The 19,229-nt window shown below is 53.0% G+C and carries 16 protein-coding genes; 8 read left to right on the plus strand and 8 right to left on the minus strand.

Features of this window, described 5'->3' with window-relative positions:
- Positions 1–6: 6 nt before the first annotated feature.
- A complete protein-coding gene (locus tag AC1DUO_RS09510) occupies positions 7–1,452 on the minus strand; it encodes a DHA2 family efflux MFS transporter permease subunit (protein ID WP_013577738.1) in 1,446 nt (481 codons plus the stop codon).
- 129 nt (positions 1,453–1,581) lie between these two features.
- The gene (locus AC1DUO_RS09515; protein ID WP_013577737.1) at positions 1,582–2,304 is read right to left on the minus strand and encodes a 2-phosphosulfolactate phosphatase; all 723 of its coding nucleotides are present in this window, start codon (positions 2,302–2,304) and stop codon (positions 1,582–1,584) included.
- 140 nt (positions 2,305–2,444) lie between these two features.
- Here AC1DUO_RS09515 and AC1DUO_RS09520 point away from each other — a divergent pair, with 140 nt between their 5' ends.
- Positions 2,445–3,368 (plus strand): DMT family transporter, encoded by a 924-nt coding sequence (locus AC1DUO_RS09520; RefSeq protein WP_013577736.1) that lies wholly within the window; start codon positions 2,445–2,447, stop codon positions 3,366–3,368.
- A gap of 20 nt (positions 3,369–3,388) precedes the next feature.
- Here the strand turns inward: AC1DUO_RS09520 and AC1DUO_RS09525 are convergent, their stop codons facing one another.
- Both AC1DUO_RS09525 and AC1DUO_RS09530 read right to left on the minus strand, forming a co-directional pair.
- Positions 3,389–4,636 (minus strand): LVIVD repeat-containing protein, encoded by a 1,248-nt coding sequence (locus tag AC1DUO_RS09525; protein ID WP_477987143.1) that lies wholly within the window; start codon positions 4,634–4,636, stop codon positions 3,389–3,391.
- A gap of 9 nt (positions 4,637–4,645) precedes the next feature.
- The gene (locus tag AC1DUO_RS09530; protein WP_112151368.1) at positions 4,646–5,713 is read right to left on the minus strand and encodes a sugar ABC transporter substrate-binding protein; all 1,068 of its coding nucleotides are present in this window, start codon (positions 5,711–5,713) and stop codon (positions 4,646–4,648) included.
- A 221-nt stretch (positions 5,714–5,934) separates the two neighbouring features.
- On the opposite strand from AC1DUO_RS09530, the gene AC1DUO_RS09535 reads away from it, so the two are divergent.
- Positions 5,935–7,017: an oxidoreductase gene (locus AC1DUO_RS09535; RefSeq protein WP_013577733.1), complete on the plus strand. Its 1,083-nt coding sequence runs from the start codon at positions 5,935–5,937 to the stop codon at positions 7,015–7,017.
- A gap of 51 nt (positions 7,018–7,068) precedes the next feature.
- Here AC1DUO_RS09535 and AC1DUO_RS09540 read toward each other — a convergent pair whose 3' ends face one another.
- From AC1DUO_RS09540 to phoC, 4 genes are all read right to left on the minus strand, one after another.
- The gene (locus AC1DUO_RS09540) at positions 7,069–7,380 is read right to left on the minus strand and encodes a hypothetical protein (protein WP_013577732.1); all 312 of its coding nucleotides are present in this window, start codon (positions 7,378–7,380) and stop codon (positions 7,069–7,071) included.
- On the minus strand, positions 7,358–7,882 hold the full coding sequence (locus AC1DUO_RS09545) for a DUF2778 domain-containing protein (protein WP_013577731.1): 525 nt from the start codon (positions 7,880–7,882) through the stop codon (positions 7,358–7,360). The genes AC1DUO_RS09540 and AC1DUO_RS09545 overlap by 23 nt, the downstream gene beginning before the upstream one ends.
- Positions 7,883–7,894: 12 nt before the next feature.
- On the minus strand, positions 7,895–8,386 hold the full coding sequence (locus AC1DUO_RS09550; protein ID WP_112197991.1) for an Hcp family type VI secretion system effector: 492 nt from the start codon (positions 8,384–8,386) through the stop codon (positions 7,895–7,897).
- Positions 8,387–8,554: 168 nt separating this feature from the next.
- Positions 8,555–9,292 (minus strand): acid phosphatase PhoC, encoded by a 738-nt coding sequence (gene phoC / locus AC1DUO_RS09555; protein ID WP_013577729.1) that lies wholly within the window; start codon positions 9,290–9,292, stop codon positions 8,555–8,557.
- 296 nt (positions 9,293–9,588) lie between these two features.
- On the opposite strand from phoC, the gene AC1DUO_RS09560 reads away from it, so the two are divergent.
- The 6 genes from AC1DUO_RS09560 to mgtA all read left to right on the plus strand — a co-directional run bounded on the left by AC1DUO_RS09560 (position 9,589) and on the right by mgtA (position 19,139).
- The gene (locus AC1DUO_RS09560) at positions 9,589–10,569 is read left to right on the plus strand and encodes a VirK/YbjX family protein (protein ID WP_477987147.1); all 981 of its coding nucleotides are present in this window, start codon (positions 9,589–9,591) and stop codon (positions 10,567–10,569) included.
- A 386-nt stretch (positions 10,570–10,955) separates the two neighbouring features.
- Complete coding sequence (locus tag AC1DUO_RS09565; protein ID WP_014416485.1) at positions 10,956–12,521, plus strand: MFS transporter; 1,566 nt, start codon at positions 10,956–10,958, stop codon at positions 12,519–12,521.
- An 86-nt stretch (positions 12,522–12,607) separates the two neighbouring features.
- The gene (locus AC1DUO_RS09570) at positions 12,608–14,776 is read left to right on the plus strand and encodes a right-handed parallel beta-helix repeat-containing protein (protein ID WP_477987149.1); all 2,169 of its coding nucleotides are present in this window, start codon (positions 12,608–12,610) and stop codon (positions 14,774–14,776) included.
- Between the two features lie 68 nt (positions 14,777–14,844).
- The gene (locus AC1DUO_RS09575; protein ID WP_013577725.1) at positions 14,845–15,525 is read left to right on the plus strand and encodes an oligogalacturonate-specific porin KdgM family protein; all 681 of its coding nucleotides are present in this window, start codon (positions 14,845–14,847) and stop codon (positions 15,523–15,525) included.
- Between the two features lie 345 nt (positions 15,526–15,870).
- Entirely contained in the window at positions 15,871–16,116 is a 246-nt protein-coding gene (locus AC1DUO_RS09580; RefSeq protein ID WP_014416483.1) for a hypothetical protein, read from the plus strand.
- Positions 16,117–16,424: 308 nt separating this feature from the next.
- Positions 16,425–19,139: a magnesium-translocating P-type ATPase gene (gene mgtA, locus AC1DUO_RS09585; RefSeq protein WP_119262287.1), complete on the plus strand. Its 2,715-nt coding sequence runs from the start codon at positions 16,425–16,427 to the stop codon at positions 19,137–19,139.
- The last annotated feature ends 90 nt before the right edge of the window (positions 19,140–19,229 follow it).

A 19,229-nucleotide genomic window follows, 5' to 3' on the forward strand; every position in this document is an offset into this window, starting at 1 on the left:
AGCGATTCACTTTTTGCCCGAAACGGAGGAACCGGCATCCGGTTTCAGGCGCAACATATCCAGCCAGCCGATCAGCGTCAGCACAGCAATAACCACGAAGGAGATTTTGAAACTCATGCCGGGCACAGACGCCCAGTCCAGCGCATCAACCAGTTGTTCACCAAGACGGGTACCAAGCGCGCCGACGGTGATCCCAAGCCCGACAGACAGTTGCAACACCGTGCTGAACAGGGTATTGGCATCGGCCATTTGTTTCGCAGGCACGTCGGAAAACGCCAGCGTGCTGATGCCGGTGAACTGCATCGAACGGCTCAGGCCGCCGAGAAACAGCAATACCATCACCAGCCAGTCAGGCGTGTCAGGCGTCAGAAACGCGCAGAACAACAGCGAGAAAACGCTCAGCAGACCGTTAACCACCAGCACCGGGCGAAAACCGAAACGACGGATCAGCGGCGTAGTGGCCGGTTTCATCGCCAGATTACCGGCAAATACCGCCAGCACCAGCAAGCCGGCATGGAAGGGATCCATGCCAAATCCGACCTGCAACATCAGCGGCAGCAGGAACGGCACGGCGCTGATGGTCACGCGAAACAGAGAACCGCCTCCCATACTGATACGAAACGTCGGAATGACTATCGCCCCGAGATGAACCATCGGTTCGGGGTCGCGGTAAAGATGCCGGATAGCCAGCACCGAAAGCACCACTCCCGTCACCAGCAACAGTATGGCGGCGGTCCATAAAATGTGGTCCTGACTGATCAGCTCCAGACCGGTCACCAGCGAAAGCATCGCCAGACCGGTCAGTACAAACCCCGGTTTGTCGAAATGCTTCGGCTCCGCGGAAGGTTCCTGCGGAAACAGACGCCATGCCAGCATCATCGCGATAATCCCGAGCGGCACATTGATATAGAAAATCCAGTGCCACGAGGCGTAATGGGTGATAAACCCGCCGAGCGGTGGCCCGAGGATTGGCGCGACCAGCGCAGGCCAGGTCAGGGTGGCAATAGCTTTAATCAGCTGCGGCTTCGGCGTCGTTTTCAACACCGTCAGACGCCCGACCGGCACCATCAACGCGCCGCCGATCCCCTGAATAATACGCAGAATGATAAATTCACTGACGCTGGAGGCCATTGCACAAAACAGTGAGGCCAGCGTGAAAACGCCGAGCGCAAACGTGAACACGTTGCGGGCACCAAAACGCTCCGCCGCCCAGCCGCTGGCGGGGATCAATACCGCCAGCGTGAGCATATAGGCGCTCATCCCGGCATTCAGATCAACAGCAGATACCCCGAAAGAAATCGCCATTTGCGGCAGTGCGGTGGCTATCACCGTACCGTCGATAAACTCCATGAAGAAAGCAGCGGCAACCAATAAAGCAATAACGGAGATCCCGGTATTAACTGCGGAATCTCCCTGCGGATGTTCTGACGCATCCGGTTTACTGTGGCTCATTGTGTTCTGTCCCGGAAAAACCCACTCGCTACACGCTGCAGCAAAAGATAGATGATAAGTATTAAACCTATCACACACCTTTATACGGGTTATAGATCAAATGAAGATCAAAAAGAGCGATTTTTACGCTTAGTCGGCCGACGTGAAAAAATCATCCTGCAACTGACAAGCGAAATCACTGACATCTTCCTGCAGACACAGCGCAACATCAGCAGCAAAACCGCGTCGGGTGAGTTCGCGTGCTGAGCCGCAATCTGCAAGTTCTGCAAGCGTCAGGTTTTGATAAACCGCCTGCGCCGCGCGGGCTTCTGCTGACAACTGACGATTGCGCAGCCGTGAAATCAATCCCCCCGCAGCGACCAGATCTTCAAGCCCCGGGCGAAGACTATTGTCCGGCCATTTTTCACCGGCGGGGATCACCAGAATGCGTGGATACTTTTCACAGGCACGCGCCGTGGCGGTGAGATTGCGCAAGCAGGCGGTGAAAATCGCCGCATTGTGTGTTTTGGCTTGAAAGGTCAGCGCCGATCCGTTCGGCGAAGGCAATACCAGCCGCGTTCCGCTAACCATTTCCTGCAGAGAGCAGGGCGAAAGGGTGAACCCCGGCCCCTGAAAACGCCGGTCAAATTGCGCGCACTGCGCATTCCGCTCAGCGGCATATTGCTGCGCGCTGGCATCCTTCCACGGATACGGAAACACCGTTCCACCGCGCGCGGTGGCGATACTCACGCAGGTAGAAAACGACATGACATCAATAATCACGATGCAATCGGCATCTGCCGCCAGATGCTCCACCGCCTGCGCGCCCCATTCCAGACGCACGTCAAAATCAGCTTGTGAGAAATCAGTCATTACAGCGCCTTCATCAGAATTACAAAGCAAGAAAAAGAGGGTTTTTCGGGCGGAACATTCACTACACTGATTAACACGTTTTAGTTATTCGCCTGCATCAATAAAACAAGACATCAGACAATGTTCAATAGGGGATGTGAATGAAAAGTGGGGATTATTGCCGATTGCTACTGCTGGCGGCGATCTGGGGTGGCAGTTTTCTGTTTATGCGCGTGGCGGCTCCGGCGTTCGGTGCCATCAATACGGCGTTTCTTCGCGTACTGTTCGGATTTGTCGGACTGGTCGTGATCCTTGCGGTACTGAGAACGCCGCGTGATTATCAGCATAAATTTGGCCGCTCGCTGCTGCTCGGGGTGATCAACTCCGGTTTGCCTTTTCTGATGTATTGTCTGGCAGCACGTTGGTTACCCGCCGGTTATTCCGCCATTCTCAACGCCACTACGCCGCTGATGGGTGTCGTGCTCGGCGGTTTATTCTTTCATGAAACCGTGACGCTGAAAAAAGCGCTCGGTGTACTCACCGGCCTGTTCGGCATTACCTTGCTCACCACCACCGGCAGCGCGGAATCGGTGCCGCAATTACTGGCGGGCGTCATTGCCTGCCTGGTGGCAACCGGCTGTTATGCAGTGGCTGGTTTCCTGACACGACGCTGGATCAGCGAACGCGGCGGGTTGGATCCCAAACTGGTGGCGACCGGTAGCCAGCTCGGCGCGACACTGTTCCTGTTGCCCTTTTTCCTTTATACCTCGGCTACCGAAGCGCCGGTGACCTGGGCGCAACCGCTGGTCTGGCTCTGTGTGCTGGCCGTCGGGTTTATCTGTACGGCATGGGCGTACATTCTGTATTTCCGCCTGATAGCCGATATCGGCCCGCTGCGCAGCATGACCGTGACATTTCTGATCCCGCCGTTCGGTATTCTGTGGGGTTATCTGCTGCTGAATGAAACGCTGTCAGAAGGTTTTTTTGCGGGCGGCATTCTGATTTGCGTGGCGGTGTGGCTGGTCCTCAGTCCGGGCAAGTCWGTGGCAGGAAAAACAAAAACGCCCGCACCCGGAACCCGATAAGTTCAGGCGCGGGCAAGGGATCAGCCGAGATATTCGATAATGGATAATCCGCCGTTATAGTCGGTGCTGTAGATAATTCCCTGCGCATCGACAAACACGTCGCAGGACTGAATCACCTGCGGCCTGYCAGGACGTTTATCCATCATGGTAACGGGCGCAGCGGGCACCAGCGCACCGGTTTCTTTCGGCTGGTACGGATTGCTGATGTCGTACGCACGTACACCCGCATTCTGGTAAGTCGCGAAAATCAGCGTTGAACTGATAAAGCTGCCCGGCCGGTTTTCATGCAAATTGTGCGGCCCGAAATGCGCCCCTTTGCTGACGTAATCCCGTTCCTCCGGCTGCGGAAAGGTCGAAATACTCACCGGATTCGACGGCTCGCGCACGTCAAACAGCCAGATCAGCTTCTCGCCATCTTCCTGATTATCCAGCACTGCCTCGTCGAGCACGACCAGCAAATCCCGGTCCGGCAACGGCAGCGCGGTATGCGTGCCGCCGCCAAATGGCGGACTCCAGTTGCGGTGAGAAATCAGTTGTGGCGCGCTGCGGTCTTTGATATCCAGCAACGTCAGGCCGCCGTCACGCCAGCTGGCATATGCCGTATCCCCGCTGATAATGGCATGGTGCAGCGCATAACGTTTACCTTCCGGCCAGTCCGGCGTTTCACCGCCTGCGGTATGCATCCCCGGCAGCCACCAGCGTCCGGCGACCTGCGGATTGCGCGGGTCGGCCAGATCAATCGTCAGGAAAATATAATCGCTGTAGCCATCAATCAGGGCTGAAACGTACGCCCAGCGCCCGCCGACATACCAGATGCGATGCACGCCGATACCTTCCAGCGCGAGAAAGCTGATTTCTTTTGGTTGATCGGGCACCGAAATATCAAAGATACGCACACCGGCGCTCCAGCCACGCTGCTGCGTACCCTGAACCGTCTCGCTGACGGAGCGGGTGTAATAGACTTTTTCATCGGCGAAGCGGACATCCGCGAACAAATCGCGGGCGTTGATCACCAGCAGCAAATCGTCATGCGCCTGCAGATGCACATTCCAGGTGCCCGGCGGTGCCGCCACAAAACCGGCAGGGCGCGGATTTTTGGCATCACGCACATCCACAATGGAGAAACCCTGCGACACCATGTGGCCGATATACGCGTAGCCACGATGGACCATTACCTGTACGCCGTCAGGTTTTCCGCCCTGATCGCTGTGGCCGATCAGTCGCATATTACGACTGTATTCCGGGGTCGGGAGAGATTGCGTTGTCATAGTCCGGCCTTATTTTTTGTGCTGCGCTTCAAGGGTTGCGAACCACGGCGCGATGAAATCATCAGATTTGCCCCAGCCCGGAATCACTTTCGCCAGCGATGCGACGTTCACGGCATCAGGGTTGCTTGTCAGCAACGCCTGCGGGATAGCCGAGGCTTTGAATTCATAAGTCTCTGGCGTTTTTTCACCGGCAATTTTGTTAGCGACCAGACGCAGGTTGATCGCGCCGATCAGTTTCGGATCCACCGCCACGCTGAGTTTCCACGGGCTGTTGGCCGCACGCATCAGACCGATATCCTGATTGGAAATATCGATGCTGTAGAGTTTGATTTCAGTGCGGCCATTCTCCTGCAAGGCTTTATACGCCCCCTGACTGAAGGCATCCCAGGTGCCCCAGATCGCGTCGATTTTTCCTTTCGGGTATTTCGCCAGCAGCGCGCCGATTTTATTGGCGGTATCGCCCTGAACATCCGACGACACGGCGCCGACCGATTCCAGCTCATGAATGCCAGGATGGGCGGCTAATACTTTTTTATAGGCATCCTGACGACGTTCCATCGGCGGGAAACCGGCCACCCACAGTTTGACGATATTGGCTTTACCGTTGAAATCTTTTACCAGTTGCCCGACGGAAAGATCGGTGAGCGAGGCGTCATCCTGTTGCGTGACCGTCACGCCGGGAATATCGCCGTTCACCGCCGTATCGAACACGGATACCGCAATGCCGCTGGCGGTAATACGTTTCAGCAAATCGGTGGAATACGGGTCACGCCCCTGCGACAAAATAATACCGTCGTATTTCTGGCTGATGGCCTGATTGACGAAATCCTGGAATTTCGCGTCATCGCCGTTACTGAGGAAAGTACTCACCTGAAAGCCCAGTTTGCGGCCTTCCTGAATGGCGCCGGACACAAACTGCGTGGTGTTGTCATCTGAGCCCAGATTGCGGATCACCGCTATGCGGACCGGCCCTTTATGATCGGCAATGGCTTTCGGCACCGGTGCAGTATCTGCGGCGAAAGATGGAAAAACGGAGAGCAAACTTAACGCCAGTAACGACGCGGAGAACAGTTTCATGTTTATTACCCTGTGTGGTTAATCATCATTTAACGGGAGGACAATTCACGCGAGCCCTTTGTGCAGGCTTTTATAGTGGGTTAATGAATTGATTGTCCGAGTTTTCATGACCGGGTAACACTTGGCAACGAACGAAAAGGCATAAGTTAATGCCAAAGATTATTAGCCATCCGGATGTCCGGGCGTAGGATGTTAACAGCTTCTAAATTAAGGATTTCCCCATGAGTGATACAGATATCCGTGTGGTTACCGGCCCTGCCAACTACTTTTCTTCCCCCGGTGCCATCGACCGGCTGGCGCAGTTTTATACGCCGCAACAACTGGATAACGCGCTGTGGATTTACGGCGAGCGTGCACTAGTGGCTGCGCAAGATTTCCTGCCGCAAGCGTTTACTGCCCCGCAGGCGAAGCGTGTGTTGTTCGCGGCACATTGCAGCGAAACTGAAGTACAGCGCATTGCGCATATCGGCGGCAATGACCGGCAGGTGGTGATCGGCATCGGCGGCGGTGCGGTGCTGGATACCGCCAAAGTGGTGGCGCGTCGTCTGGGATTGCCGGTAGTGGCCATTCCGACCATTGCCGCGACCTGTGCGGCCTGGACGCCATTGTCTGTGTGGTATAACGACGAAGGGCAGGCGCTGCGTTACGAAATATTCAACGACGCCAACCATCTGGTGCTGGTCGAACCGCGCATTATTCTGCGCGCACCGAAGGAATATCTGCTGGCCGGGATCGGCGATACGCTGGCGAAATGGTACGAAGCGGTGGTACTCAGCCCGCAGCCGGAAAAACTGCCCTTAACCGTGCAGCTCGGCCTGAATACCGCGCTGACCATTCGGGATGTGTTGCTCAACGAAAGCGAAGCGGCATTACAGGCGCAGGACGATAATCAACTGACGCAGCCATTCCTCAATGTGCTCGACGCCATTATTGCGGGCGGCGGATTAGTGGGCGGGCTGGGCGACCGGTATACGCGTATCGCAGCGGCGCATTCGGTGCATAACGGCCTGACCGCGCTGCCCCAAACTGACGCCTTCCTGCACGGCACCAAAGTCGCTTACGGCATTCTGGTGCAAAGCGCGCTGCTCAATCAACCGGAAGTGGTGCAGCAGTTAACCGCGCTGTACAAAGTGCTGGATCTGCCGGTCAGTCTGGCGCAGTTGCAGGTGGATATTCATGATGAGAAACAGCTTTCCCGACTGATTGAGCGCACGCTCCAGCCCGGAGAATCCATTCATCTGTTGCCGGGAAACCCCAACGCCGAACAACTGCGTCTGGCATTTGAGTTTGTTGAGAATAAATAAGGTATCGGGGTCTTTAATTCCCTGAACAGAAAAACCCGGCATCAGCCGGGTTTACTTTATATTTTTACGTTTAACGACCTTAATGCCTGCCTTCACAATTGCCTCAATCATAACCATTATCAACAAGGTTGGAATTAATCCTGTGACGGAGAGCAACACGACAAAAATATCATCCTGCAATCCAGGCCATGGGGGGGCTCCGTAATCTGGTTTCATCAGTTGATCAAAATAATCCGCGATGGCTATCGATTTGATGTATTCATAATCAATCAGCCAGCCGGGGAAGGGCGACAGCAGGTAGTAATCTATAAAAATAAAAAGCGCCAGCCGCACCGCTATCTTACAGAATAAGGCATGGCGCATTCATATCCCCCGTAACTTCGATTTCTCCATATGCCTTCAGATGTATGATTGGGATGTCTCTAGTGTGCGAATTCAACAACGCGCTTCTGAGCTTGTCAAAATCGGCATGATACATGAATGTTAAACACCCATCTGATACGCCGGTACCATCCGGTCGCAATGGATGCAAACGGAAACTTCTGCGCAAGGTCTCACCGATATAAGTTGAATCATCAATCAAGCCATCTTGTCGATACAGGGCAAACCAAGATGAGTAATCATTACCCGTGCGAATATGCTTTTCGTACTCCTTTAATCTCGACCTCACTCCCCCTCTGGGGCGGTCAACAATCCAGTATTTACCCGTCGGAATTGGCCCATTCTCATTACCTCCACAACCTATTCTGTTTGTGTGCGGGAATAAGCCTGAAAATACAGGAAAGATCCCAACCCCAGCACAATAAAGTTTTGCAATTTTTCCACTCTCATAAAGGCGATTAAAATCCACTCTGCATGAAATCATCCCTGTCTCCGTTTATGCGTAAATGCTGGAGTTCCACTGATCGGTAAAACTGATATGTCCGTCGAGGTACAACCATGTAATTTTCTGATACCCAAGGCCAATGGACTCCGTGGGCATACTGGCCTGTCCGTCAGCTTGTTTGAAATTGTGCATATGTGGATTGATGTTAAGTATACGCACGCCTTCCATTGTCATATTCAAAAACTCTTCCTCCATACCAGCCGCATTAATGCGATACCATTTAATCACCGCCTTTTGCAGCTTTTCGCTGGTGGCGACGGCACGGTAGAGGTAGGGAGTAGATTTATCGAACTCTTTTACAAGTCCCATGGTTTGATGAACACGGGTAGATGTCAGCCGACCGGTATTGCCATCGAAGGGTACGGAAAGACCATGCGTGAAGCTTTGAATCTCGATCGCGCCTTCACGGCTTAAAACCTCAGAACTGCCATAAAGTAGTGCGCCATTTGCATCGTATAGCCAGAGATATGCGGGGCTAGCCATAATGAAACTCCTTTTTAAAATGAGGAATGACGTTATGCCTGCGAAGGGGAGTTAACAATTAGTGACCGTTGCAAAAAAGCAATTTTCAGAAATTTAGTATCAATGAGAGATGTGGCATTACAGACTCCCCGGCTTTTACGAAGATCAGGCCGGGGAGGCCAGCAATATTTACGGATGCTGCTTCGCAAACTCTTCTTTGGCTTTTTGCAACTGTTGCTGGAAAGCAGAGTTGGTATGCAGGGTTGCCACTACTGCGGAACCGACGATGCGCGCGGCATCGACATCACTTTGCCAGTGGTAGCCGCAAATTACCCGGCTCTGACCTAAATCGAAACCGCGTTGCAGGATTTGGTCCTGGCGCTGCGGGTTAATTTCGGTCAGCACCAGCGCGGTGGCCCAGCCAATTGAGGTGTGGCCGGAAGGATACGAACCGTTTTTCGACAGTTTATCCTGCTCGGTGGTGTTACAGGTCGGCACGCCGTAGAAGGCAAACGGACGAATGCGCATGTACTTTTCTTTGGCGGAACGCGTCGCCAGATCACCTGCATCTTCAATCATATTGGTCAGCAGTTTGTGCAGTTCCGGGGTGTCTTTGGCGGTGATTGGCGAACCAAAGGCACCGGAGAAGGCGTTCGCGACACCACCCGCACTCAGGTTGGCATCTTCTGCCGCCAGTTTGCCACGTTCAGTTGAGCGCAGCAGACGACCCTGTTCATACATGGCCTGATCGTTCAAAAAAGCAATACTGCCCACTGCGGGTGGTGGCGGAAGCAGCGCCAGACTGTTAATCGCCTGATCGTTTTTTAAGTAGTAGAGGTCTGGTTTGGTGGTCGCATCGTTGCCGGTCAGGGCAAACGCATTGACAGTGAAAAGACTGGCGAGGCAAAAAGTAGTAATAATTTTCATCAAAGTTTCCTTACAACTGCTGAATGATCATCACGAATTCATTTTCGTAACATTTCCCAACATTTCTAAGTTAACCAAATTCTGTGCAATAGCGTTTGTATGATGTCCGAAAACGAGAAACTCATCACGCATATCAATAGATATCAGGCAGTGAGACTGCTTTCAGTCACCCCGGATAAACGGCAGCTAAACGGCCCGCACTTATTCCGACAACCTCGCTTCTCTTTAAAACCACGTTGTAAAGAGGTTTAAAAATTGGGTGATACCGTGATTATTTCAGGCATCGGAAATAGATCATGGAACACATCCCTCTCAATGAAACCGAATCACTCAGCGAAGCGTATCCCGTTGAACACACCATTAAAAAAACCAGCGGATTCAGCCTGTTTGTCGATCTTCTGAGCGGAACGTGCGTGCCGGACACCCTGTGGCGCGACCGGATGTTCCGGGTCAAATACGCCGTGCGCACCTTACTGCATCCGCTCGATACCCTGAAGGTGTTGAATAAGATGGCTGCTGAGCCGGTCTGGCAGGAAGCTTTCACCGTACAGACCAAATTGCCGAGTARAATTCATAAGCCGTATCTGCACCTCGGTTTACATTCTGCCGGACGTGCTGATGCACTGGTTGATCACTATACATTCGTCAAAAACCTGGAAAACGTCCGCCTGCGCAATACTTTTCTGAGCGCAACCGGCAACACCATCACCCGGTTCACCGGCAAAGACGGTGAAGCTTTCCAGGTGGTGCTGGGTTCCATCGGCAAATCTGAGCGCGAAGGCGAGGCCAACATGTTCCTTTATATGGAGGACACGCTGCTTGCGGCGCTGACGTTTAGCATTGTGAAACGTCCGCAAGGGAGGACACTGATTATCGGCGGCTTCCAGGGGGCACATCGCTCAACGCCACATGAAGTGATTAAACAGGCGACCAAATCCTGTTACGGGTTGTTCCCGAAACGCCTGCTGCTGGAAAGCCTGCAACGTGTCGCGGCCGAAACCGGCGTACAGCGCATTCTTGCGGTCAGCGATACCGGCCATGTGTTCCGCAGCCTGCGCTACCGTCACCGCAAGAAAAACGTATTTGTCGCCAGTTATAACGAATTCTGGGATTCCATCAGCGCCACGCCCGCGTCTTCAGCCTTATATCACGTACCACTGGAACTGCCGCGCAAACCGATGGAAGAGATTGCCAGCAAGAAACGTTCCGAATACCGCAAGCGTTATACCTTGCTTGATGAATTGCATGAGAGCACAGCGTCTTTACTGAACGCCTGACCTCAGATTTACCCGTAAATCACCCGCTGTATCAGGGGCCAGGGAACGGCCTTTTGTTCAGTCCCCCCAACGCTTATGCCTGACCTTCAACGAAAATTCTGATACGGATGTAAAATTCCCGCATGGGTTAAGTGGCGGTTTTGTAGAGCAATAGTCAGTTAATCATTCGATTTAAAACTAATACGATCTGAACCATCTCGTGAATTGTGTATTTTTGATGGTGAGGAATGTTACACGTATCGCAAAATCTTATCGCCAGCCGCCCCCTGCTGTTTTAAATGTGATGTTATTCACATCTATTCATTCATCCCGCCTATATAAAACGTCATCTCTATAAAAACAAAACACCGGTTCATTTTATAAATATCTCTCTGGGCGGATAACCTATGAACGCAGAAAAACCTATTTTATTTAAACATCAGCTGGCGTATGGCGGCGGAAATCTGTTGGGCAGCGGTGCACTGGCGATTGCCGGGATCTGGCTGCTGTACTTCTACACCACATTTTGTGGCCTGACGCTGCTACAGGCATCGGCGATCTTCTCCGTCGCCAGCATCATCGATGCCATCAGTAACCCGCTGATGGGTTATCTCTCGGATAACTTTGGTAAAACACGCCTCGGCAAACGTTTTGGCCGCCGCCGTTTCTTCATTTTACTCGGCGTGCCACTGATGATGTTCTATCCGTTGCTGTGGGTTGAAGGCTTCGGATTCTGGTATTACCTCTCGACTTACGTGATGTTCGAGCTGATTTACACCTCGGTGATGGTGCCGTATGAAACGCTCGCGACCGAAATGACTACCGATTTCTCCGCCCGTTCAAAACTGACCGGCTATAAAGCGATTTTCGGCAAAGTAGCGAACTTCCTCGCCGCGTTCATTCCGGGCCAGTTCATTCTGATCTACGGCAAAGACTCCGCGCAGCCGTTTTTCTACACCGCACTGACGTATGGCGTGATCTTGTTTATCGCCCTGGGTATGTTGTATCTCTCTTCCTGGGAACGCCCGGTAGAAGAAACCACGCCGGTCGATGAGAAGAAAATGACCCTCGGCAAAACCATGCTGACGCTGGTTCGCGACATGAAATCGACATTCCACCTGCGTGTGTTCCGTAAGCATCTGGGCATGTATCTGTGTGGCTTCGGGGCAGAATGGCTGTTTGCTTCCGTTTTCACCTACTTCATCATTTTCGTGCTGCAATATGATCCGACGATGGTTGCCGGCCTGAGCAGCCTGAACTCGATGCTGCAACTGTTCTCTACCGCGATATTTATCGGCATCTGCGTCAGGCACGGGTTCAGCAAGCCTTACATTCTGGCGCTGGGCATCGTGATTTTCTCGGTCATTTGCTACAGCCTGCTGCACGTCCTGCATCTGCCGCAGCAATATGCCACAGCGGCCATGCTGACTATCACGGTCATCTTCGGTATCGGTACCGGCGGCGTGTATTACATTCCGTGGACGGTTTATACCTTCCTGGCGGACATTGACGAAGCCTTCACCGGTCGTCGCCGCGAGGGGATTTACGCCGGTGCGATGACCTTCTCCGGCAAACTGATGCGCTCGGTGATTGTTTTCGTGATGGGTGCCATTTTGAGCTTCTACGGCTTCCAGTCTAAATCTCATACCCAGCCTGAAAGTGCGGTGATGGCGATTGCGCTGGTGTTCTGTATCGGTGTTATTGCGCTGGCGCTGATGGCTATCGTGTTCAGTAATCAGATGAAACTGAACCGCAAAACTCACCTTGTGGTGCTGGGCGAAGTAGCACGTATCAAAGCGGGCGGGCAGATTAGCCAGGTTCAGCCGGAAGTACGGGCGGTGATGGAAGAACTGATTGGTTATCCGTATGAACAGTGCTGGGGTAACAGCGTCGTCTGCCGCAAAATTTTCGATACGCCTGCCGTTGAGGTCACCGAACCCAAACCGATGGTGAGTACCACACAACAACCTTAACACCTGATTTAACTCTATTTTTCCACTTTTCCGACTGGCCGGGTCACCGGCCAGTGACCCCTCACGTTTTTAGGATAAGAACGATTATGTGGGCATCAAAATTTGTCATTGTCGCGCTGTCCCTCGGAATGAGCGTACAAAGCCTGGCCGCTGCATTGCCGGATACCGGCAAACTGGTCTGGCGCAGCATCACATTTGGTCAGTCAACCGACGTCAATTTCGCCACCAACGTTCTGCCGGAGAAAATCGGCATGAACGAAACCTTACTGGCAGATGGCAAAGCAGTTCCGGCGGCGGGCACCGTGCTCAGCACGCCGTTCACACTCGAAAGCCGTGGCGGCAAAGTCGGTAACAGTCACGACGGCTTAACTTATTTCTATACACGCTTACCGGCGGAGGTGAATTTCCAGCTTGAAGCGGAGATCACACTCAACCAGTTCGGGCCGGAAAATGGTGCGAAACCCGCCGGGCAGGAAGGGGCCGGATTACTGGTACGCGATATTCTGGGCAATCCGCGTGAGCCGGTGACCAAACCGGGCATTGAGGAGTTACCGGCAGCATCAAATATGGTGATGAACAGCGTCATGGCCATCGGCGATAAACCGCCGGTGCTGGCGATGATTGCCCGTCAGGGCGTACAGCAACCCTGGGGAAATACAGGCATCAGCATGGTACGTGAAAGCTATCATCCGCTGAGTACGCCAGCCCGTTTTTCGCTGCGACTGACCCGCACGGACAACGGTTTTACCGTCGCCTATGCGCCACAAGGCAGTGATCAGTGGGTAAGCAAATCCGTGCAGCGCGCGGACAGCGTGACACAACTGGATAAAACCGGGTATTACGTCGGTTTTTTCGCCTCACGCAATGCCAAAATGACGGTAGATCACGCAAAGCTGACACTCAGCGAAGCGCATACTCAGCCCTCTGCGCCGTATGTGACACCGTCACTTAATGCGCGTATTGAGGTGATGTCATCGCCGGTCATTACCCGCCGCGACAGCGTGTTCCAGTTACGTACTAACGGTGACGGACAGGTGCAGGTTGTTCAGAATGGCAAACCGCTGTTGCCGCAAAAAGCGGTACGCGGTGGTGAAGTGGTCGCCGTTGCGTTTCATGCTGAACAACCGGTGACAGCGCTGAAAATAACCTACACACCGGCAGACGGCAAACCGGTGACGCAGGAATTTGCGGTGAGTATGGCGCTGGTCAGCAATCCTGACCAGTTGTATGTTTCACCGGCTGGCGCGGCAGGTAATGACGGCTCGGCTGAACATCCGCTGGATTTTAACAGTGCCGTTAATCTTTTAGCACCGGGCGGCACGCTGTGGCTGAAAGAGGGTGATTATCCGGAAAGCGTGATCCCGGCAACCGCCAGCGGCACCGAAAAAAACCGGAAAACCCTGCGTTCCCAGGGCGACAACGTAGTGTTTAACGGCCTGACACTCAATGCCAGCTACTGGAATATTCAGGGCATTACCGTTACGCAAAAAAGCTTTCATATTGCCGGAAGCTATAACCATATCGACCGCGTTAAGGCGCATCACGCCGATGATACCGGCATCTGGGTGGCATCGCCGGACGGCATCGGGCGGGCATTATGGGCCAGCCATAATCTCATCAGCAATGCTGAATCCTGGGGAAATCAGGATCCGGGGCGCAAGAACGCCGACGGATTTGCCGTCAAAATGCGCGTGGGCGAGGGTAACCGGCTGGTGAACTGTTATTCCCACGACAACATTGACGATGGTTTCGACCTGTTCAACAAAATCGAAGACGGCCCGAACGGCAGTGTGACCATTGAGCACAGCCTGTCAGTGAACAACGGCAGCAATGGCTTCAAACTGGGTGGTGAAGGATTACCGGTCAGCCATGTGGTGCGTCACAACGTCGCGGTAGGCAACGGCATGGACGGCTTTACCGACAACTTCAATCCGGGTGCGCTGGTTATCGAAGACAACCGCGCAGTCGATAACAAACGCTTCAACTTCCTGTTCCGGCCTTCGCCATACACCACGGCTGACAAGCAGGGCACTTTTAAGGACAACATTTCGCTGCGCACCACCGCAGGAAAGTATGACGATGCCGTGACCGGTAATGTGGATAACAGTAATTATTTTTACGCTGACCACAAAACGGTGAATACAAAGCATCAGGAAATTAAACCGGGAGATTATATTTCTCTGCGGTTGCCGGATCCGATTACCCGTCTTTCAGACGGCGGATTTAATTACGCTGACTTTTTGAAAAACAAATAAAGCGGCGTTATTAACAGTCAATACTTTATATAAAACAATACTACTCAATATCTCTGGGACTTATAAAAATGAAAAATAGCAGACTGATGATCTGCGGTTTACTGCTGGCCAGCGCCAGCAGTCAGGCCGTCACAATTGACCTTCGCCACGAATGGCTCGATGACAGTAAACAACATAAAGACAGGGCGCTGGTCTCCCACCGCTTCGCCAACGGGTTCGGTTTCTCGCTGGAGGCCAAATGGAAATCCGGCGGCGACAATGAGAATAAACCCTTTAATAATCTGGTAGATAATGGTACAGAAAGCACCATCAGCTATCAGGTTAAAGTGACGCCAGAAGTGTTCGTCCAGCCGGGATTCACGCTGGAGTCCAGCTCTGACAGCAGTATCTACAAACCATTTTTAACTGCGGGATATACCTTTGACAGCGGCATTTATTTCAATGCCCGTTATCGTTATGAATATACCCGTTATACCAAAGAAAATACCGAAGACCGTAAAACCAATCGCGGCGAAATATGGCTGGGTTACCGTCTGGCAGACTGGCGATTTGAATATAACTATATTTATAAACACAGCGATCAGATCCTGTATGACAACGACAAATGGGATTATGAGCAGGATTTAAAGGTCGCGTATAATATTAACAAGCAATGGACGCCTTATGCCGAGATCGGTGATGTTTCGGTCAGGAAAACCACCGACGAAAGGCAAACCCGTTTACGCCTGGGGATCCAATATAATTTCTGACGTTATCACATTACGGTGTGACGTCTGTCAGCCGGTCAGCGCATGCTGTCCGGCTATTTCCTCACTGAAATATAAACGAAACATATTAAGCAGTTTTTGCGGGTTGACAATAATAGGGCGCATGGGTAAATTGCACGAGCCGGAAGTAGCGGCCTTTATTAACTTTACATAAGAGACTAATGGACACTGTAACCAGTAACTTGCCGGATGACGCTGAAATAGCGCACCGGAACAGTAAACATAAAATCGATTGTGATCATTTCACCGTTTGGGTGCGCCTCACCAGAGCCTGATGCTCTGGTGTAATCTCACCTCAACCTGAATGTCACGGTCCCGAGGTGTGTTATGAAGTTCAAATCTACCCTTTTTTCTGATGTCAAAACCCTGACATCCATTTTGCGTGTACGCCCGTCCCGCGACCGGACGCTGGCTGCGCATAAGAAAGACTCTCCATCCATTTTTTCTTCTAAAATCAGCAGGGTGAACGCACGCATCACCACATGGCGTGTCAGCCCTGTCACCGGTCAACTGGAGCAACGTTGCATCGTTTCTGACAGCGAAGAACCCCAAAGTCGGTTATCCCTCATCTGATTCAGTCCCGGCATTACGCTGCGCTGAACATCGTCCTGACTGATGCCTGACGGCACTGTCTTTTTATTATCCGCGAAATAGAAATTCTTCGCGTAATAAAAAACACAGAAAAGTTACGCGTCAATAAAAGACACACTATCGGTTTCACTCTGTTTAGGCCCTTTTTAATTAAAGGATAATAAACGGCGGGGAATTCTGCGCGATATGAATTTAATACCGATCACTGAAATAACGTGAAGGGTTTTTACTGCCTGAAATAACAGGCGACATTATTCCCCTGCACGTTATCCGGTGACAGGAGCACCACCATGACTGTACAAAACAACAATACACTCGAAAGAAAAACAGCAGAAAGAAAGAAACAGGCGCTCTCCATGCGCGCCGCTCAGGAAGCCAAAAACGGCATTGACGTGACGCTGATTAATGTTAATGCCAGCCGCGCGGGCCTCACGCATGGGGAAGCGGCGAAACGACTGGAGAAAGAAGGCTACAACGAAGTGGCACACGACAGGCCACCTCACGCGCTGGTTCAGTTAATCAAAGCATTCAACAACCCGTTTATTTATGTGCTCACCGTGCTGGCGATAATCAGCTTCTTTACCGATTACTGGCTGCCGCTGCGCGCCGGAGAAGAAACGGATCTGGTGTCGGTTTACATCATTTGCGCGATGGTCGGCCTCAGCGGGCTGGTGCGTTTCTGGCAGGAATACCGTTCGGCAAAATCCGCCGAAGCGCTGAAAGCCATGGTTCGCACCACTGCCACCGTATTGCGCCGCGACATGCCGGGCAGGCAGGGCAAACTGTGTGAAATCCCGATGCGTCAGTTGGTGGTCGGTGACATCGTGCAGCTTTACGCCGGGGATATGATCCCGGCCGATGTGCGGCTGATCGAATCCCGTGACTTATTTATCAGTCAGGCAGTGCTGACCGGTGAAGCGTTGCCGGTCGAAAAGTACGACACGATGGGCGATGTCGCCCCTAAATCGGCCAGCGCCCTCAATGAGGAAAACGAAAACCTGCTGGATATTCCCAACATCTGTTTCATGGGCACCAACGTGGTCAGTGGCACCGCGCAGGCGGTGGTCGTGGCGACCGGCGCACGGACGTATTTCGGATCGCTTGCCAAAGCCATTGTCGGTACCCGCGCTCAAACGGCCTTTGATCGCGGCGTGAACAGCGTCAGCGGGTTGCTGATCCGTTTCATGCTGGTAATGGTGCCGGTGGTGTTCCTGCTCAACGGCATTACTAAAGGTGAATGGTGGGACGCGCTGCTGTTCGCGGTGGCGGTAGCCGTGGGTCTGACGCCGGAAATGCTGCCAATGATCGTCAGCGCCAATCTGGCGAAAGGCGCAGTGGCAATGGCGAAGCGCAAAGTGGTCGTAAAACGCCTGAACGCTATCCAGAACCTTGGCGCCATGGACGTGCTGTGTACGGACAAAACCGGCACGCTGACGCAAGATAAAATCATTCTTGAGCACCACATCGATACGCACGGTCAGAACAATGATTCCGTGCTGCAACTGGCGTGGCTGAACAGTTTTCATCAGAGCGGCATCAAAAACCTGATGGATCAGGCGGTGATTTACTTCTCCGAAAACACACCGGGCTTCGTCAGGCCGCAGGGCTACCGCAAGGTCGATGAAATGCCGTTCGATTTTATCCGTCGTCGCCTGTCGATCGTGGTGAAGGATCCGCTGGAGAATCACCTGCTGGTGTGCAAAGGCGCGGTGGAAGAAATGCTCAGTATTTCCACCCATATGCATGAAAACGGCAAAGTGGTGGCACTGAATCCTTCACGTCGTGACGCGTTACTGGCGATGGCCAACGACTACAACCAGGATGGCTTCCGTGTGCTGGTGGTGGCGACCAGGACGATCCTGAAAGCCGACGTCAAAAAACAGTATGGCACTGACGATGAGCATGATCTGATCATCAGCGGATTCCTGACCTTCCTTGATCCGCCGAAAGAATCTGCGGGTCCGGCGATTGCCGCACTGCGTGATATCGGTGTGACGGTGAAAGTGCTGACCGGCGATAACGCCATCGTGACCAGCCGTATCTGCCGTCAGGTCGGTCTGGAGCCGGGTGAACCGTTACTCGGCTCGCAGGTTGAACGCCTCGATGATGCCTCACTGCGCCAGCTGGTGGAAGAACGCACGGTGTTTGCCAAGCTGACGCCGCTGCAAAAATCCCGCGTGCTGAAAGCGTTGCAGGCCAACGGCCACACTGTCGGATTTTTGGGCGACGGGATCAACGACGCGCCTGCGCTGCGGGATGCTGATGTCGGCATTTCCGTCGACAGCGGCACCGATATCGCCAAAGAGTCAGCCGATATTATCCTGCTGGAAAAAAGCCTGATGGTGCTGGAAGAGGGCGTGCTGAAAGGGCGCGAGACTTTCGGCAATATCATGAAATACCTCAATATGACGGCCAGTTCTAACTTCGGCAACGTGTTCTCTGTGCTGGTCGCCAGTGCGTTTATTCCGTTCCTGCCGATGCTGGCGATTCATTTGCTGCTGCAAAACCTGATGTATGACATCTCACAGCTGGCTCTGCCGTGGGACAAAATCGACAAGGAGTTCCTGAAAAAACCGCGTAAGTGGGACGCAAAAAACATCGGCCGCTTTATGGTATGGATTGGCCCGACCTCATCGATTTTCGATATGACCACCTTTGCGCTGATGTGGTTTGTGTTCAGCGCCAACAGTGAATCGATGCAGACGCTGTTCCAGTCTGGCTGGTTTGTGGAAGGGCTGCTGTCACAAACACTGGTGGTGCATATGCTGCGCACCCGGAAGATCCCGTTCATTCAGAGCACTGCCGCCTGGCCGGTGATGCTGATGACCGGTCTGGTCATGGCGGTCGGTATCTACGTGCCGTTCTCTCCGCTCGGACCGATTGTCGGATTGCAGGCGCTGCCGTGGGAATACTTCCCGTGGCTGGCCGGTACGCTGCTGGCTTACTGCTGCGTGGCACAAGGTATGAAAACGATTTATATCCGCCGTTTCAAACAGTGGTTCTGATCTGCTGAACTGTTATACGCAGAAACCGGGTGCCGTCGCGATGACGGCACCTGCACCCGCTGTGATGCGCGTTAACCGCTGTAACGAATA

It is taken from the genome of Rahnella sp. P4_A8, from assembly GCF_056402435.1.